This is a genomic window from Moorena sp. SIO1F2 (assembly GCF_010672755.1).
Classification (GTDB): domain Bacteria; phylum Cyanobacteriota; class Cyanobacteriia; order Cyanobacteriales; family Coleofasciculaceae; genus Moorena.
The window spans coordinates 1-14958 of record NZ_JAAHFV010000145.1 but is presented as its reverse complement, the minus strand read 5'-3'; the positions used below and the strand labels follow the sequence as shown (position 1 = coordinate 14958).

Below are 14958 nucleotides of genomic sequence, written 5' to 3'. Positions count from 1 at the left end.
TAATTAGCAATAATAAATAACTTAGGTTGGATGCCAACTGCTTTATTCCCTATTCCCTTCCCCCCTTATTAAGGGGGGTTAGGGGGGATTCCTTTTCCCTGTTCCCTAAAAACCCATAAATATGTAGTCAATAAAGTCGCAAACCGCTATATCTTCTAATTCAAAGGGTCTTGTGCTGGTAATCCTACAGCACGGGGAAACTTAGCTACTGTTGGTGACAATACTTTCAAAAACAAACAATGACGAACACTATCGCTCAAAGGGGTAGTAAATTTTTCAACTGATTCAATTTTTCCACCTAACTTTTTTACCGCTGGCTGTAAAGCTTCGGTTTCTTCATCTGTCCAATGACCACGATAGAGAATCGCCAAACCTCCTTGTTTCAGAAGTGGTAGAGCATATTCAGCACAAACAGAAGGGGCACTAACAGCACGAACTAGAGCAATATCGTAGGAGTGTCGATGCTGTCGCTTCTGTCCAATGGCTTCTGCTCTGCCAACTAAAGTTTTAACATTATTAATTTCCAACTGGGGGATTAAGGTTTGGAGAAAAGTAATTTTTTTGCGAGTGGAATCGAGTAAAGTAATAGCAGTATTAGGAAATGCGATCGCAACTGGTAATCCTGGAAATCCCGCCCCCGTTCCAATATCAATAATTCTCTGTCCTGGAGTTACAGACTGCCATATGGGAGCCAATCCTACCAAAGAATCCCACAGATGCTTTTCCCAAAACTCCTCGGCAGCGGTAATCCGAGTTAAATTCAACTGGCGATTGCCTGACAAAATCCCTTCATAGAGTTTTTGAAACAACTGTTGTTGTTCTGGATCTGGCTGCCAATTTAGAGTTTGTTGCCAAACCTCTGTCATCTGTGGCAGCAATAAAACGTTTTGGTCATTTGTCATTTTGGCTCTACCGTACTTGTTATGCTAAATAAACAGTTTGTAAGAGGGAGCAGGGAGCAGGGAGCAGGGAGTAGTGGAAAAAGCCCGTATTCAAAATTTTTTGTGAGTTGAATAGCATAATTTTAATTCTACAGTAAGCTTTCTGGGCTTTTTGAGTATAAATTTAGCATAAAACGTACTGAATAACGGTAATTTTTTAATTTTTAAATAGGGTACCTAAATAAATTGTGATAATTTTTTTTCCCTACTCCCTACTCCCTACTCCCTACTCCCTTTCCTAAAGTACTCAACACTCACCACTAAGCACTAGCTAGATCAACAGCTTTTAATTCCCCTTGCTTAAGAGTCCAGCAGCGGTCAGCAATGGGCAGTAAATCCTTAGCATCGTGAGTCACCACTAGGAGTGTCCAATGGGTTTTGAGTTTTGCCAGCAGATTAACTAACTGTCTTCGCATAGACCAGTCTAATCCAGCTGTTGGTTCATCCAACATCAGAATATGGGGTTGACGAATCAGTTGTACTGCTAGAGCAAGGCGTCGCTGCTGACCACCACTCATAGCATGGGGTGAAGTATGCAGGGGAAAATCAGCCAGTCCCACTTCCCCCAAAGCATCATAAACCCTTTGTGACCCCAACTCTGGATGTCCCATCCGCAATTCTTCCAGGATAGTCTTACCACAGAAATGCCGTTCTGGAAACTGAAACACTAATCCTGCCAGTTGTGGTAGGTGGTCGTTTGTGAGTTCGGTTTCTCCCCAAAAGATGTTTCCTGCCGTGGGCTGGGCTAATCCTGCCAAAATTTCCAATAATGTGCTTTTACCAGAACCACTAACACCAATCACTAGTCCCAATTCTTGTGGTGCTAGCTCTAGACTCAGACCCTTCAAGATCGGGGTGGAGCTAGCTGGTGGATGATAGGTTAAGTCTCTAAGATATAGCATTGCCTTTTGCCCACTCCTTCCCTTCTCCCAAAATTTTGGAGGTTTCAAAATTTCATAGACATTACTATCTTAAGCACTCAGCTATCAGCTATCAGCTATCAGCTATCAGCTATCAGCCATTAGCCTTTGGGCCACGCTATGGGAATGGCTGACCGCTGACCGCTGACAGCTGTTCGCGCAGCGTGCGCGTAGCGCATATGCTTACTTACTATCTTATCCCCCAACTTCCGGTACTATGGAACCTGGCATCAAGTGCAACGTCAGTACTGAGGTTAGTAGCATATATTTTTAATATTGCCACAATGACGATGAACCAACGGTTTCGAGCACCAAAACAGATAGTTAAAGCCTGTGTCAGCACAGCAGTTGTATTAATCGGTTTATGGGGAATGCCCACCTTGGCAGCTGACCCCTTTCGCGACAGTAATCCTCGGAACATTGATGACACTGTTCAAGATGCGTTTGACTTCTTCTTCAAGGAGGGAAACTATAAAGAGGCTGAAGCTTATCTAAAAAAATCGGAATCTAGGCAGTCTAAAGAACCCATGACCTATGCTATGCTATCATCTCTAGCTTACTTAGATCAAGATTGGGAAACCTTCAAGACCTACGGAACTAAAACTCTTAAGACTGCTAAGGAAATGATTGCCTCTGATCCTTTGCGAGGTAATCTCTACACAGCAGTAGGTTATTTTTTGGAAGGGGCTTACGATTTTGAAAAAGAAGGTCCTATCAGTGCCTTGACTAAATTACAGAAAGTTTTTGAATATCTGGATGAAGCAAAAGAAATTGCTCCTAATGACCCAGAGCTAAACTTGATTACAGGCTACATGGATTTAATGTTAGCTGTCAATTTACCATTTTCTGACCCATCTCAAGCCATTGACAAGTTAGAAACCTATGCTTTACCATCTTATTTAGCCTATCGAGGCATTGCTGTAGGATATCGAGATTTAAAGCAATATTCTAAGGCAATAGACTATGTAGACCGGTCAATGGAAACAACACCAAGCAACCCAGATGTACTTTACCTTAAAGCACAAATTTTGCGAAAACTGGGGCAGGAGGAAAAAAGTTTAGATTTTTTTAACAAAGCTTTAGAAAAACAGAATCAACTGCCAAAACGCCACGCTGCTCAAATTACTTACGAGCAGTGCAAACTTGAAAATAAACTCACAGACGGGGATAGGAATTGCTCCAAGGAACGGAATCGCATCCGGAAGCGGGGAACAGAAGTGGTTCAGAAGGATGACTAAGTTGAAGGTTGAAGGTTGAAGGTTGAAGGTTGAAGGTTGAAGGTTGAAGGTTGAAGGTTGCAGGTTGAAGGTTGCAGGTTGCAGGTTGCAGGTTGCAGGTTGCAGGTTGCAGGTTGCAGGTTGCAGGTCTTACTAAGGACTTAGAACTCAGAACTTAGAACTCAGAAGTATATTTCACGGAAGTCTTGTTCAACAGTGAATCTTGATCAGGTATAATCACTCTCGTAAAGAGTTCGGGATTGTCCTTGACTTATGGTTCGCCTCAAGATAGTTAACAAGTTTGATAGCAGTTTCGTCCTAGCTCCAGAAGCCCGAGATCAGTTATTTGCTTTACTAACCGGGGAAAACTTCTTGGCTCAAGTAGCTGAAGCGGCTCAAGCTGACAGGGTTGAGTTTACTGAATTACTGTTTCAACCAGTTCCCTACACCACTTCAACCCCTAAGGGAATGCCAGCGGACTATGAGCAGTATCACGAATCTGATGATTATATCATCATTAATGTACCTCCTAACTTCATGTTCAAAGCCAAAATATTTAATCCCAGTCGCCTGTGTGGGATTTATCGCAAATTTCAATAAAATTGAGTTTTTATATTTATTTTTTAATAGTAATTTTTAATCCCATCCCATGCTCACCTCTGATAATCAAATTCCATCTCTGAAGGATTTAGAATTTATTCCCTATCTGGATGAAACGGGAAATCTACCAGAATATTTACAAAAAAAGATTGGTGTATACGCTATTTTTGACCAAGATAAAACCCTGAGATTTTTGAATTATTCCCGGGATGTATATATCAGCATCAAACAACATTTAGTTCGTCAGCCTCACTCCTGCTATTGGCTAAAAATAGAAACCATTGAAAAACCTAACCGGAGTCGATTAGAAACGATTCGTAAGGCATGGATTGAAGAGAATGGTGTGATACCGGTAGGGAATGGAGAGCAGGAAAATCTCTGGAGTCAGCCGATTGATGCTAAAGTGACAATGACTGAAGCAGAGCAATTAGACTATGAGCAAAGTGAGGAATTAGCAAAAACGAAGATTCTCAAAAAAATTGCTCGGAGAGTTGAAGCTAAAATTAAAGATGAGCTAGAATCCCGAGGGGTAAAAACTGAAATTCGCTTCAATCCTAAGCTTAAAGAAAAGGGTTTACTTGACATAAAATGACTATCTCAACGGCTCATCCAGCTCTGCTAGTTCTCGCTGATGGCACAACTTACCAAGGCTGGTCTTTCGGAGCGACTGGTACAACCATTGGTGAAGTAGTGTTTAACACTGCTATGACGGGTTATCAAGAGGTGGTGACAGATCCGAGCTACTGCGGTCAAATTGTGACCTTCACCTATCCAGAATTAGGCAATACTGGTGTTAACCCGTCCGATGAAGAATCTGCTCATCCTCAAATCAGAGGTGCAATTGCCCGTAACATCTGCTACCGTCCCAGTAACTGGCGCTCTACCCAGTCCTTGCCCGATTATCTGGCGGAACATAACATCCCAGGAATTTACGGCATTGATACAAGGGCATTGACCCGCAAAATACGCTCCATTGGTGCGATAAACGGTGCCATTTCCACAGAAATCCTTGACTCCGCTGAGTTATTGTCCCAAGTGCAAGCTGCTCCGAGTATGGCAGGATTAAATCTAGTTAAAGAAGTGAGCACTGACGAGGTTTACGAATGGTCTGATCCTACGGAAGCAAATTGGGAGTTCGGTCCGGCAGTTGATGGGGTAGAAAAGGACAAGGGTTTGACAGTTGTTGCTATCGATTTTGGCATCAAACGTAATATTCTCAAGCGTCTAGCTAGCTACAATTGTCGGGTAATTGTCGTCCCTGCTAATACACCGCCAGAAGAAATTGCTAAGTATAATCCCGATGGGATATTTCTGTCCAATGGACCAGGGGATCCGGCTGTAGTACTCGAAGGCATCTCAACCACCAAAGCCTTATTGGAGCGTCAGCAACCTATTTTTGGCATCTGCATGGGACATCAGATTCTTGGTCTTGCCCTAGGAGCCCAGACTTTTAAACTTAAATTTGGTCACCGAGGTTTGAATCACCCAGCCGGTTTGCAGCAAATGGTGGAAATTACTAGCCAAAACCATGGTTTTGCTATTGATCCCGATACCTTAGGGGATCAGGTGGAAATTACTCACCTAAATCTCAATGACCGCACTGTGGCAGGGTTGCGTCACAAATCCTTACCGTTCTTCTCAGTACAGTATCACCCAGAGGCTAGTCCTGGTCCTCACGATGCTGACTATTTATTTAAGCAGTTTGTCGAGCTGATGCGTTCGCGTAGCGTAGCCGTAGGCTAATCGCGTAGCGTGGCCTAGGGCGTGTTTTCAAAGTTTTCCGCAAGATTATGATCCCCCCCAGCCCCCCTTAAAAAAGGGGGGAGCCATACTCAAAGTCCCCTTTTTTTAAGGGGGATCATGGGGGATCTCCGAGGCAAGAAGACACGCCCTAGACCCTAGACTAGACCCTGATTGGTTCTGCGAGGGTTTGCGTTCGCTTTTAGCGGAAGCTTAGCTTCATCGCGTAGCGGCGACCCAGGAGCATCGCGTGCAATCCCCGATGCCAAACCCTAACTGTAGGGTGACCGGGTGTGGAACTATAAAATAGCCCCTGCAGTGACCACTCCTACATCAAATCAAAGATTATGATGTAGGCTTCTCAAATTCACAAATGAGACTTGCTGTTCCTCAATATCCTGTATTGATTTACCACAGCCATTCAGCGGCAATCCAACCGCCATTAATGCACGATTCAAAATATTGATGCCACTATTCCAATCGCGGTCAATTTTTACTCCACAATCAGAACAATGATGAACTCTATCAGCTAGATTTTTCTCAACTCTTGCCCCACAGTTGAAGCACTCAATACTTGTTCCCCGTGGGTTAACTTCCTGGACTAACAAACCGCGTTTGACCGCCACTGCTTGTAAAATCTCCAGAAACGACCCCCACCCTGCGTCATGTATTGATTTCGCTAATCTAGTCCGCGCAAGTCCCTTGATATTTAAATCTTCAAACCCAATCAGGTCATACTTACTACATAGCCAATGGGCGACTTGATAGTGAAATTCCTTGCGGCAACGGGTTAAATGAAGGTGCAATAGAGCTACTTTCTGTTTAGCTTTCTGCCAGTTTTTAGAACCCTTTACACGGCGTGACATTACCCGTTGGGCACTTGCTAACCTGTTAGTAGCCTTTCTGTAGAACTGCGGAATCCCAACGGCTTCACCATCTGATGTGGTCAGAAACTTCTCTAAGCCGACATCAATCCCAACAGCAGATTTAACCGATTCTACAGGAATACACTCAGGGACAGTATCATCCTTCATTGAGATGCAACAGTACCAGCCGTCCGCTTTTTTAACGATAGTGCATTGCTTGAGAGTGAAACCGGACGGTAGAGGTCGGTGCATCACCACAGATATTTCACCAATCCGACTCAGCTTAAGCACTCCATGTTTGATATGTGCCCCTGCTCTGGAATTGTTAACCCGTGGGAATATAAACGACCGCAATTGACCTTGTTTCTTAAACCGAGGTCGTCCTCCGCGTTTTCCGGTCGCATCTGGTTTTCTCCATCGTTCCCATGCAATGTTCAGCCGTTGTAAGTTGACTTGTTGAGTTTCGGCGTAAATCAGCTTGTACTCAGGGAATAGCTTTTTAGTTTCCTTTAGTGCAGATTGCTGGGTGTAATAGTTAACGGGTTCTGGGACTTCGCCAATCGCTTCCCTCACAATACTGCATCTATCAATAGGACAACGAGTCCTGTTGAGCCAATCAAGTCTTTGACCGAGAGCATAGTTCCAGTGACGACGCAACAATTCCAGCCATCTCTCCATGATGGCTATCTGTTCGTCACTAGGCTTGATTCGATAGCAGTAAGTTAACAGCATAATGTTATTGTACTACTCGCGATCTGTTGAGAACCGTTAAACCCCGTCGGGCAATTCCCCTCCCGTTAAATCACGTGATTATAACGGGAGACCCCTTGCCCGTTTAGTTGGCAGCAAACCAAGAAATATGCTTCAGTTATGATTAATCGGTTAGAATCATGGCTGGCTTAATTTTACCCTACCGCTAGACCCGGTCACCCTACCCCCCAAACTCTGATACTGTTGTATAATCTAAAATTGACGTTGTTTTAGCCCCTTGACGTGCTAAGCAACAAGCCAAGGTATGGTTATAGGGCGCGTTTATCAACGGTAACCAAGTCATCAATCTACTGTCACAGTAGTCAACTTGACAGTAGAAGTATTAGATTATTGATATTTATAAGCTATATCGAGGAGGGTGTTATTCCTGAACAAATAACCCTTACAGTCAGTTTAAGGGGCACTCGCCAAGTCGAGTCAAATTATCAAATTTTCCGCCTTACTGGATTGCTAGATGCCTTTTCGGAATCTACTCTCCGTAACGTTATTGGCAAATGTATTGATGAAGGTCCAGCGGATATTATTCTGGACTTATCTAAAATTGATTTTGTCGATAGCTCTGGTTTGGGTGCTTTGGTGCAGCTAGTAAAGAAAGCTCAAACTTCTGACGGAAGTCTACAAGTCGTGACCAATCCCCGGGTGACTCAAACTGTGAAACTAGTGCGCCTAGAAAAATTTTTCTCCCTGCAAGATTCTCTGACGGTAGCTGTGGAGAAAATCAAGTCTAAGTGACAAAATCGATGGTGATGGCGGGGGCAAAACCCGCCTTCACTTTCAGAAGCAGTGGGGAATCGGTGAGAGTTGAGTGTGAGTAAGTTGCCGTTTTGCTAATGTATTGAATACTCTAAGCAGAAATTGTTGAAGGATGTCAAATTTGGTCTAGTAAACAAAAGACCGTGAGACCCCAAAGATGGCTCAAACAGATGCACAATTAGACCCCTTGGAAGAGGATAGCCATGGCGGTGGAACTGACTCTATAGTATTGTGGACAGAGTTTCGATTTAGGCAATTCATGGCGAAAGTTGATCAAATTGCCAAAATTCAACAGATTTCCCCAGCATCCTTGGCATATATAGGAGATGCTGTTTATGAACTCTACATCCGAACCCACTATCTGCTACCACCGAGGCGAATCTGTGACTATCATAACCAGGTAGTGGCTCACGTCAGAGCAGAAAGCCAAGCTAAGATTTTGCGATCGCTTGAACCTTACCTAACTGCTTCTGAAAAAGACGTTTTACGGCGCGGACGGAATGCTGCTACAAAGAGCCCCCGGCGTCTCAATCGAGAAATCTATCAACAAGCTAGTAGCTTAGAAACTTTACTGGGATACCTCTACCTTACTGATACTCAACGCTTGACCCAGTTATTGGCTCATCTACAACTGGATACCCCATAAATCCTAATTCTATTATGGCTAATCAAAACCCCTCCTCTGATGCCTCCTCTGATGCTTCTGGTCAGATCAAGTCAGGGAAGTCCTCTGATCGGCAAGGTGAGAATAAAAAATTATCTCGTTCGACCTCAGCCAATTCTCAAAAGAACGGCAAACCCCCTCGAAAGAACTACCACTCTCGAAAGCCACGGCCAAAACATTCCCATTACTCCGAGGAAACTCAGCCGAAGCAGCATGGGTACCCTAAGTCAAAACTTGTAAGTAGCACAGAAGAAGAGAGTGACTTAATCTACGGGCGTCATTCAGTTCTAGCAGCTCTCCAAAACCAGCACCAGCTAAACCGAGTTTGGATTATTTCCCAGCTGCGTTACGATCCTCGCTTTCACTCTTTACTAGTTCAAGCCAAGGCTAACGGTACAGTAATTGATGAAGTAGCACCAAAACGCCTGAGCCAAATTACCAAAGGTGGTAACCATCAGGGTGTGGCAGCTCAAATTGCACCTTACCAGTACATAGATTTAAATGACTTAATTGACAAAGCAAAATGGGCAACTGAGCAGCCAGTTTTATTGGCTTGTGATGGCATTAATGATCCTCAAAATTTAGGGGCGATTATTCGTACGGCAGAAGCTCTAGGGGCTCAAGGCTTAGTCATACCCCAACGTCGAGCTGTTGGTGTCACCTCAACTGTAAGGAAAGTGGCAGCAGGAGCTCTAGAAACCTTTCCTATTGCCAGAGTTGTCAATCTTAGTAATGCCCTAGAGCAGTTGAAAGCTGCGGGCTTTTGGATTTACGGAACTGCTGCCGGTACTGGTAAACTTTTACACAAAGTTGATTTGACTGGTTCAGTAGTATTAGTAATAGGTTCAGAGGGTAATGGTTTAAGCCTAAGGTCACAAAGCTGCTGTGACATGTTAGTCTCAATTCCATTACAGGGTAAGACCCCTAGCCTCAATGCCTCAGTAGCAACTGCTATGGTGTTATATGAAACTTATCGGCAGCGTTGGTCAGACTTACTGTATATCGATAGTACTTCCAATCAACAGATTGTGAAACAAGAAGAGTAAATGGAGGATAAAAAGGTTTAAAAGCCGATTAAATTAACAGAGATTATCCTGGAAACTAGGTGGATGTCATGAAAGAATCCTTAATCAAAATCTTAGACCTCTTCGGGTTAGCGTTTTGGGTGGAAATCATCACCGAAACCCCCAAGTGTACCTACTACTTTGGACCCTTTGTTAACCAGCAGGAGGCTCAGGCTGCCAAATATGGATATATTGAAGACTTAGACAATGAAGGAGCTCAAGGCATCATGGTAACTCTCAAACGCTGCAAACCCAATAGACTAACAATTTTTGATGAGTTGCCAGAACAGACTGAACTAGAGAAATCCTCTAGCTTAAGTAAGCCGATTTTTTGACAAAGGATGAAGTTTAACCTGTAACGTGTTAAGTGTGAAGGATGAAAACGCTCTAATACTCTCTACTTACAAGTATGAGTCCGCAGTTACTTACTAACCTGCTGAGGTAATTTAAAGCGGCAAAGCTAACTCAAAGTTAGGCAGAATAGTTTCCCCTGACAAAGTAACAGGAAATTTAGCAGTCTCAACAGCTTGATTGGGACGATAGATTTCAACCTCTTTGCCCTGGGGGTTAATTAACCAGCCTAAACGTAAACCACTGTTCAAATAGTCTGGCATCTTTTCCTGTAGAGGCTTGAGGGAATCAGTGCGAGAGGCTGGATCATGACTGTCTCCTTAGTGGAATGATTAATATCAAGTCAGGTTGAATACCCATAATTAGAGGGAGGGTGGGACCCACCCCTAACCCCTCCCAGGAGGGGAAGTGTGGGGAGATGGGGAGATGGGGAGATAGGGAGATGGGGGAGATTTTTATTAAGGGTAATTATCCCGACATGATATAAGTATTCAACCGGACATGATATAAGCTAACCGCTCCAAGTATAGTTAGCATGTGCTGGAAATTCAGGATAAAATTACGTGGTGTTGTGAGAAAGCAAAAATACTTAGTCTAGAAATGTTAACTTCTTCCGACCATCTGACCGATTTATCCGATGCCCACTGGCAGAGCAATTGCCGTTCTGTTGTCACTGGCGACCCCCAGCTGAAGAAACTGATGACATCGGTTTATGGGGTTGACCAGCAAGTAAAGTACCTTCACTTACAGGCAGAAGTTGAATCCCTCTGGCAGCAGCAGCAATTACTTAAGCAACAACGGTTGGTTTTGCGTTAAACTAATGCCTTTAAGTACAGGCATTACTGAAAACGCTGATGCTTGGCTGACCAACGCTTAAGGCTATAGTTATTTGGTTCATCAATGACTATAGCCGCAGGACCCCCATCCCCTAAATCCGCGATCGCTGTCATGGAGCTGCTGGCATCTTGGGAAAATTCGCTGTAGAGTAAGGCTCCTGTGTCAGAAAAAATCATGGTGCGGGGTTTGTAGATAGTAGTTGCCCGATCTGTATCCATCCCGTCATTAATACTATCCGATAGACCCACCTCTGTAGATTCTGAGGTAACCGATATTTCTTGATATAAGGTTAGCACCGCTTCCGGCTGGTTGTTGCCAGTCAGCTCGATCGGTCTAACTGACCAATGCCCGATCTCCTGAAGCATCATTGGTAAACTAGGAAGGGGTCCTGGGGAGAACTGACCACTGTTGATTAACTCCTGCCAGAGTACTGGCAGCATGGTTGACACCGACTCGGGGTTAAGGTGGTAGAGTGCTGACAAAGTGATCGCACTTGGGTCTAACCAGCGCAGAGCCGTCTCCGTGTGTGCTAGCAGGTGCTGATTAGATCCATCAATAGCCACGGTGTCACTAGGGAGTTTCCCACCTGCTGCCAACAGCTTAATCATCCCTTCCTGGTAGGAAACCCCCTTGACCGTAGCTGTGGTTGATTGTTGGATACCATTCTCACTCCAAAGGCTAATCCGAATCTGGGGGTCAACGTCTAAGCCCAAATATCGCCACAGTCGCTTTCCCTTGGTCAAAGTGGGCAGCCGTAAATCAGAAAACGGCATCCACCGCCAACCCTGACCATCGTGAAATGCTTTTACCTGTACTTGATACCAAACTTGCTCCGGTTGTTTTTGTAGAGTCAGAGGAACAGATGGGCAGGGGGATAGGGGGGAAAGTGCTATACTCTGTTCCTCTGCTATAGAAACCAATTCAGTACTTTCCTGCTGCCTTTGGCAGTGCTGTTCTCCTATTCCCCCATCTCCATCTTCCGGTTGCAGCCAATCCGTTGCGTTGACAGTTTGAATGATTTCTGAATTGCCAACCAGTTGACTGAAGTGCCTGACGATGGCTGGAACTGGGTTTAAGGCATTGTCCATATGGTTGAGGAGTTGGTAAACCTGGGGATTAGTTTGAGGTAATTCCTTAACCCATGCGATCGCTTTTTGAGGGTCTTCCTGGGCTGCCAAAATCAACCCTCCCCAAACTTGCACATTGCTGTCATCAGGATTGACCTCTAGTGCTCCTTCCACCCGCCCCCACAATCCCCCAGAATCGGTCTTTAGCATAGTGATAATATCCCCCAACTGAGCACCATTCACTGCGGTCTGAAACACTGTTTTTGCCTCCGCCCAGCGACCATCCAGGAGATAGGCAAAGATAGCAGCACTCGCACTTGCCCAAATTTGATTTGCCTGAGACTCGGTGACCTGAGCGTGCAGTTTAACCAAATCTATTTGGGCTTGAGCCTCTGCTGACCAGTGTTTTGGTCTCTGTTGGTTCAACCATTGCCAAGCATCAGACCACAAACCATGACGGGCTAGGATTAAACCATTCTGATAGGGTTTAGTATCTATCGCTGCTTGGGTTAGGGAAATTTCCTCTAGATAAATCGGGTTGGGAACAAAAGAGCGAGGTTTAATTTGGTAAACCTTGAACTGGGGTTCCAAGCCTACAGTATGATTAACCACTAATTCTGGAGTAGCACCACCGGTCACTTCCTGCCAATAGGGAGAACCTTCATTAGGGCTTGTCCACTCCAACATCATACTCAGGTGTGTCTGGTCTTGATTGTAGTGAATAATTTGTCCATAGCTCTCGGGTGTATTCTCTGAGACCACTTGACCCGAGAGGTTGAACCAAAACCCTTCCTCTAGAGCTTGTTGATCGAAACGATCGAGTTTGGTTAAAGGTAGTGAACGAGAGACACTAGCATCACCGGATGCTGTGTTGACTTGGGTAGACAGCACAAAATATTCGACCGGGGCAGTGATAGGCAGCTGACTAACTAGCTGATAATACTGCTGTTCGCTATGGCTTTGTTCAAGAGGCTGATAGACTCTGAGTTCCACGATCTGGTCACAATTACTTTGGCATGATGGTGGTGATCCCAAAATCGGTAGCAGCAACTCAGAGTTAAGGGAAAGGGGTGTGCCCGCCGTTAGCCCATTTTCACGAATCTCCCCTTGAATTTGGGCAAATGTCTTGGCAGATGAGGGAACAGTCTGGGGGATACGAGCCCAACTCGGCAAAATGTGATTGATCCAGACAATCGAATCAGGGTCAATAATTAACATAACCGCCACCCAGATACTACCGGCAATGATACCGCTAGTGGTGATTAAGGCAGCGATCGCGCCCAAGGTTGTTAACCAACCACCTCTACTAGACTTTTGCACTGATGTTTTAATGGTTTATCTTTCCAGTTTTTTCCTAGTTTGAAAAAAATCTTGGGGGCAATAGATAGTAATTAGCCAAATAGTACAGATTTTTGGACTTAAAGGCTAATTGTCCATGTCTTTGTCATTCCCCCTTGCTCAATCTAAAACAAGTGCACCCTAAACCCTTCAACCTGTGATTACCTGCTCATACAGTTCACCAGCACGTTCCCAAGTATATTTCTGTTCAATATACGCTCGCCCATTTTCCGACAATTGCTTACGGAGCTGGCGGTCTTCAAATAACCGACTAATGGCATAAACATATTCTGTTGTATCATTTGCTCGCAATGCCCGCAAAGGGACATCCCCGCCATCAACTGTCAATCCCTCCAAACCGCGATCGCTTCCCACGACCGGTACTCCCGCTGCCATCGCTTCCAGAGTTTTATTTTTTACCCCAAATCCACTCTGCATTGGCACCACAAATATGGTTGCCTTATGAAGGTGGTCTACTAAAGAAGGCACCGAGCCAGTTACACTAATCCCTGGTATATCTTCTAACTCTAGCACCGCCTGCACCGGTTTGGGTCCGACTAATTCTAGCTTGGTATCACCATAGCGCTCTGTAATTGCTGGGAACACCTCTAGGCTAAAATAACGAGCCGCTTTGATGTTTAGTGGGTTATCCATCGCCCCAGTAAATACTAATCTGTGTCCACCAGGATCAGAGATGCGCCGGGGAAATAGATGAACATCAACCCCATTAGAAATCAATGTAATTTTACTGTCTAACTCAAATGAGTCTATTTGCCGTCTATCTTCTGCTGTTGTGACTATAATGTCTGTGAACTTAGCACAATATTGCTCTTCATAGCGACGTAATAGGGGCAAATTTAACTTGTCTTTCAGCTGATTGTCTGATGTTTTGGTTTCGAGCTTGTCCAGGGATTTCCGGTATACAGAATGATGAATATTCACCAAAGTTCGCAGCTGCTTCCGCCACTCTGGTCGCACATAAATTTCATTGGTACTGTGTTCACAGGTAATCAGGTCAAATTTTCCCGCCTCCACAGCCTGATCCAGCCATTGCTGCATTGGAGTTGAGTAGAGTTGGAGTACTTTCTGGGGCGTTCCCTGTTGCAAAATGGTACTCCAGCGCTGTAATTTCTCCTTTAAGCCTTCCTCTTGTTCTGATGGCTGCGGTTGGGGAAAAATCACCAGTTCTTCCACCCACTGCTGCAATTTTTCTACCTCGATGTCCGTGATCTCCTCAGAACGTTGAGTAACCAAGGTTATAGCATGACGCTCACTCAGGTACTTGAGTAAATTAAACGTCCTGACCTGAGTTGCCCCCCGCGTTGGCGGATAGGGAAAGGTTGTGGAGATCATTAGAATCTTCATAGGACGTTACTACTTGGACAAATAATTGGCAACAAGGAAACGGCAGGCAATAATTCATTCTTATCTCACTTTTTACCTGAGTTAAGAATGAATTTATTTATACTATTTAAAATTTTTATAAACTTTTTTTAACATTTATTCATGTTAATTTACTCCAAATCACCATTATATCAAATCCTTGAGCATCGATATTGCCAAGCTTGGGGTTTTTGATAATTTTGATTACTCCAGAGTAATTCCCGATTACCTATTACCCAAAACCCAAAAAACAACGACAAAGAACACTATCCAAAAAACTGGACAGTATAAATGTATTATATCTTCATACCAATACATTTATACTAATTGTGAATTTTCCTCTAGAAAATATAGTTAAAAATTCAAATTTACCGATTTACCAAACACCAGGTAGCCTAATCACCGTCACTGGAAGTCATAGAGAGATTAGGCTACCTGGTGTTTGA

General features: G+C 44.2%; 14 protein-coding genes and 1 pseudogene. 9 read left to right on the top strand and 6 right to left on the bottom strand.

The genetic code is table 11. From position 1 onward, the window contains the following. Window positions 1-155 precede the first annotated feature (155 nt). Both rsmG and F6J94_RS17845 read right to left on the bottom strand, forming a co-directional pair. On the bottom strand, window positions 156-902 hold the full coding sequence (gene rsmG, locus F6J94_RS17850) for a 16S rRNA (guanine(527)-N(7))-methyltransferase RsmG (RefSeq protein WP_293042912.1): 747 nt from the start codon (window positions 900-902) through the stop codon (window positions 156-158). 299 nt (window positions 903-1201) lie between these two features. Continuing rightward, window positions 1202-1843: an ABC transporter ATP-binding protein gene (locus F6J94_RS17845; protein ID WP_293042916.1), complete on the bottom strand. Its 642-nt coding sequence runs from the start codon at window positions 1841-1843 to the stop codon at window positions 1202-1204. Between the two features lie 308 nt (window positions 1844-2151). Between F6J94_RS17845 and F6J94_RS17840 the strand changes: the two genes are divergently transcribed. The 4 genes from F6J94_RS17840 (at window position 2152) to carA (ending at window position 5421) form a co-directional block, all read left to right on the top strand. After that, window positions 2152-3099 (top strand): Sll0314/Alr1548 family TPR repeat-containing protein, encoded by a 948-nt coding sequence (locus tag F6J94_RS17840; protein WP_293042908.1) that lies wholly within the window; start codon window positions 2152-2154, stop codon window positions 3097-3099. 252 nt (window positions 3100-3351) lie between these two features. Further along, complete coding sequence (locus F6J94_RS17835) at window positions 3352-3678, top strand: hypothetical protein (RefSeq protein WP_293027182.1); 327 nt, start codon at window positions 3352-3354, stop codon at window positions 3676-3678. A gap of 49 nt (window positions 3679-3727) precedes the next feature. Next, window positions 3728-4270, top strand: coding sequence for a GIY-YIG nuclease family protein (locus F6J94_RS17830; RefSeq protein WP_293042906.1), 543 nt, complete (start codon window positions 3728-3730; stop codon window positions 4268-4270). Continuing rightward, window positions 4267-5421, top strand: a complete 1155-nt coding sequence (carA, locus tag F6J94_RS17825) for a glutamine-hydrolyzing carbamoyl-phosphate synthase small subunit (protein ID WP_293042903.1) — start codon at window positions 4267-4269, stop codon at window positions 5419-5421. Before F6J94_RS17830 ends, carA begins: the two co-directional genes overlap by 4 nt. Before the next feature lie 335 nt (window positions 5422-5756). Here the strand turns inward: carA and F6J94_RS17820 are convergent, their stop codons facing one another. Further along, window positions 5757-7016 (bottom strand): transposase, encoded by a 1260-nt coding sequence (locus F6J94_RS17820; protein ID WP_293042900.1) that lies wholly within the window; start codon window positions 7014-7016, stop codon window positions 5757-5759. A gap of 414 nt (window positions 7017-7430) precedes the next feature. Here F6J94_RS17820 and F6J94_RS17815 point away from each other — a divergent pair, with 414 nt between their 5' ends. The 4 genes from F6J94_RS17815 (at window position 7431) to F6J94_RS17800 (ending at window position 9871) form a co-directional block, all read left to right on the top strand. Beyond that, on the top strand, window positions 7431-7787 hold the full coding sequence (locus F6J94_RS17815; protein ID WP_293027215.1) for an STAS domain-containing protein: 357 nt from the start codon (window positions 7431-7433) through the stop codon (window positions 7785-7787). Window positions 7788-7965: 178 nt separating this feature from the next. Continuing rightward, window positions 7966-8454, top strand: coding sequence for a ribonuclease III domain-containing protein (locus tag F6J94_RS17810; protein ID WP_293027190.1), 489 nt, complete (start codon window positions 7966-7968; stop codon window positions 8452-8454). A gap of 14 nt (window positions 8455-8468) precedes the next feature. Next, window positions 8469-9518, top strand: a complete 1050-nt coding sequence (gene rlmB / locus F6J94_RS17805; protein ID WP_293027193.1) for a 23S rRNA (guanosine(2251)-2'-O)-methyltransferase RlmB — start codon at window positions 8469-8471, stop codon at window positions 9516-9518. A gap of 68 nt (window positions 9519-9586) precedes the next feature. Further along, window positions 9587-9871: a DUF1816 domain-containing protein gene (locus tag F6J94_RS17800; protein ID WP_293042898.1), complete on the top strand. Its 285-nt coding sequence runs from the start codon at window positions 9587-9589 to the stop codon at window positions 9869-9871. Between the two features lie 111 nt (window positions 9872-9982). Here the strand turns inward: F6J94_RS17800 and F6J94_RS17795 are convergent. Further along, window positions 9983-10186: pseudogene (locus F6J94_RS17795) on the bottom strand (Uma2 family endonuclease); the annotation flags it as partial. Window positions 10187-10487: 301 nt separating this feature from the next. Between F6J94_RS17795 and F6J94_RS17790 the strand changes: the two are divergent. Beyond that, on the top strand, window positions 10488-10703 hold the full coding sequence (locus tag F6J94_RS17790) for a hypothetical protein (protein WP_293027199.1): 216 nt from the start codon (window positions 10488-10490) through the stop codon (window positions 10701-10703). 23 nt (window positions 10704-10726) lie between these two features. Here F6J94_RS17790 and F6J94_RS17785 read toward each other — a convergent pair whose 3' ends face one another. Together F6J94_RS17785 and F6J94_RS17780 are read right to left on the bottom strand one after the other, a co-directional pair. Beyond that, on the bottom strand, window positions 10727-13111 hold the full coding sequence (locus F6J94_RS17785; RefSeq protein ID WP_293042895.1) for a hypothetical protein: 2385 nt from the start codon (window positions 13109-13111) through the stop codon (window positions 10727-10729). Between the two features lie 168 nt (window positions 13112-13279). Beyond that, the gene (locus F6J94_RS17780; protein ID WP_293042892.1) at window positions 13280-14494 is read right to left on the bottom strand and encodes a glycosyltransferase; all 1215 of its coding nucleotides are present in this window, start codon (window positions 14492-14494) and stop codon (window positions 13280-13282) included. Between the last annotated feature and the right edge of the window lie 464 nt (window positions 14495-14958).

Bases quoted from the DNA above. Each gene is read 5' to 3' on its own strand.
- rsmG (WP_293042912.1), bottom strand. From the start codon at position 902: ATGACAAATGACCAAAACGTTTTATTGCTGCCACAGATGACAGAGGTT.
- F6J94_RS17845 (WP_293042916.1), bottom strand. From the start codon at position 1,843: ATGCTATATCTTAGAGACTTAACCTATCATCCACCAGCTAGCTCCACC.
- F6J94_RS17840 (WP_293042908.1), top strand. From the start codon at position 2,152: ATGAACCAACGGTTTCGAGCACCAAAACAGATAGTTAAAGCCTGTGTC.
- F6J94_RS17835 (WP_293027182.1), top strand. From the start codon at position 3,352: ATGGTTCGCCTCAAGATAGTTAACAAGTTTGATAGCAGTTTCGTCCTA.
- F6J94_RS17830 (WP_293042906.1), top strand. From the start codon at position 3,728: ATGCTCACCTCTGATAATCAAATTCCATCTCTGAAGGATTTAGAATTT.
- carA (WP_293042903.1), top strand. From the start codon at position 4,267: ATGACTATCTCAACGGCTCATCCAGCTCTGCTAGTTCTCGCTGATGGC.
- F6J94_RS17820 (WP_293042900.1), bottom strand. From the start codon at position 7,016: ATGCTGTTAACTTACTGCTATCGAATCAAGCCTAGTGACGAACAGATA.
- F6J94_RS17810 (WP_293027190.1), top strand. From the start codon at position 7,966: ATGGCTCAAACAGATGCACAATTAGACCCCTTGGAAGAGGATAGCCAT.
- rlmB (WP_293027193.1), top strand. From the start codon at position 8,469: ATGGCTAATCAAAACCCCTCCTCTGATGCCTCCTCTGATGCTTCTGGT.
- F6J94_RS17800 (WP_293042898.1), top strand. From the start codon at position 9,587: ATGAAAGAATCCTTAATCAAAATCTTAGACCTCTTCGGGTTAGCGTTT.
- F6J94_RS17790 (WP_293027199.1), top strand. From the start codon at position 10,488: ATGTTAACTTCTTCCGACCATCTGACCGATTTATCCGATGCCCACTGG.
- F6J94_RS17780 (WP_293042892.1), bottom strand. From the start codon at position 14,494: ATGAAGATTCTAATGATCTCCACAACCTTTCCCTATCCGCCAACGCGG.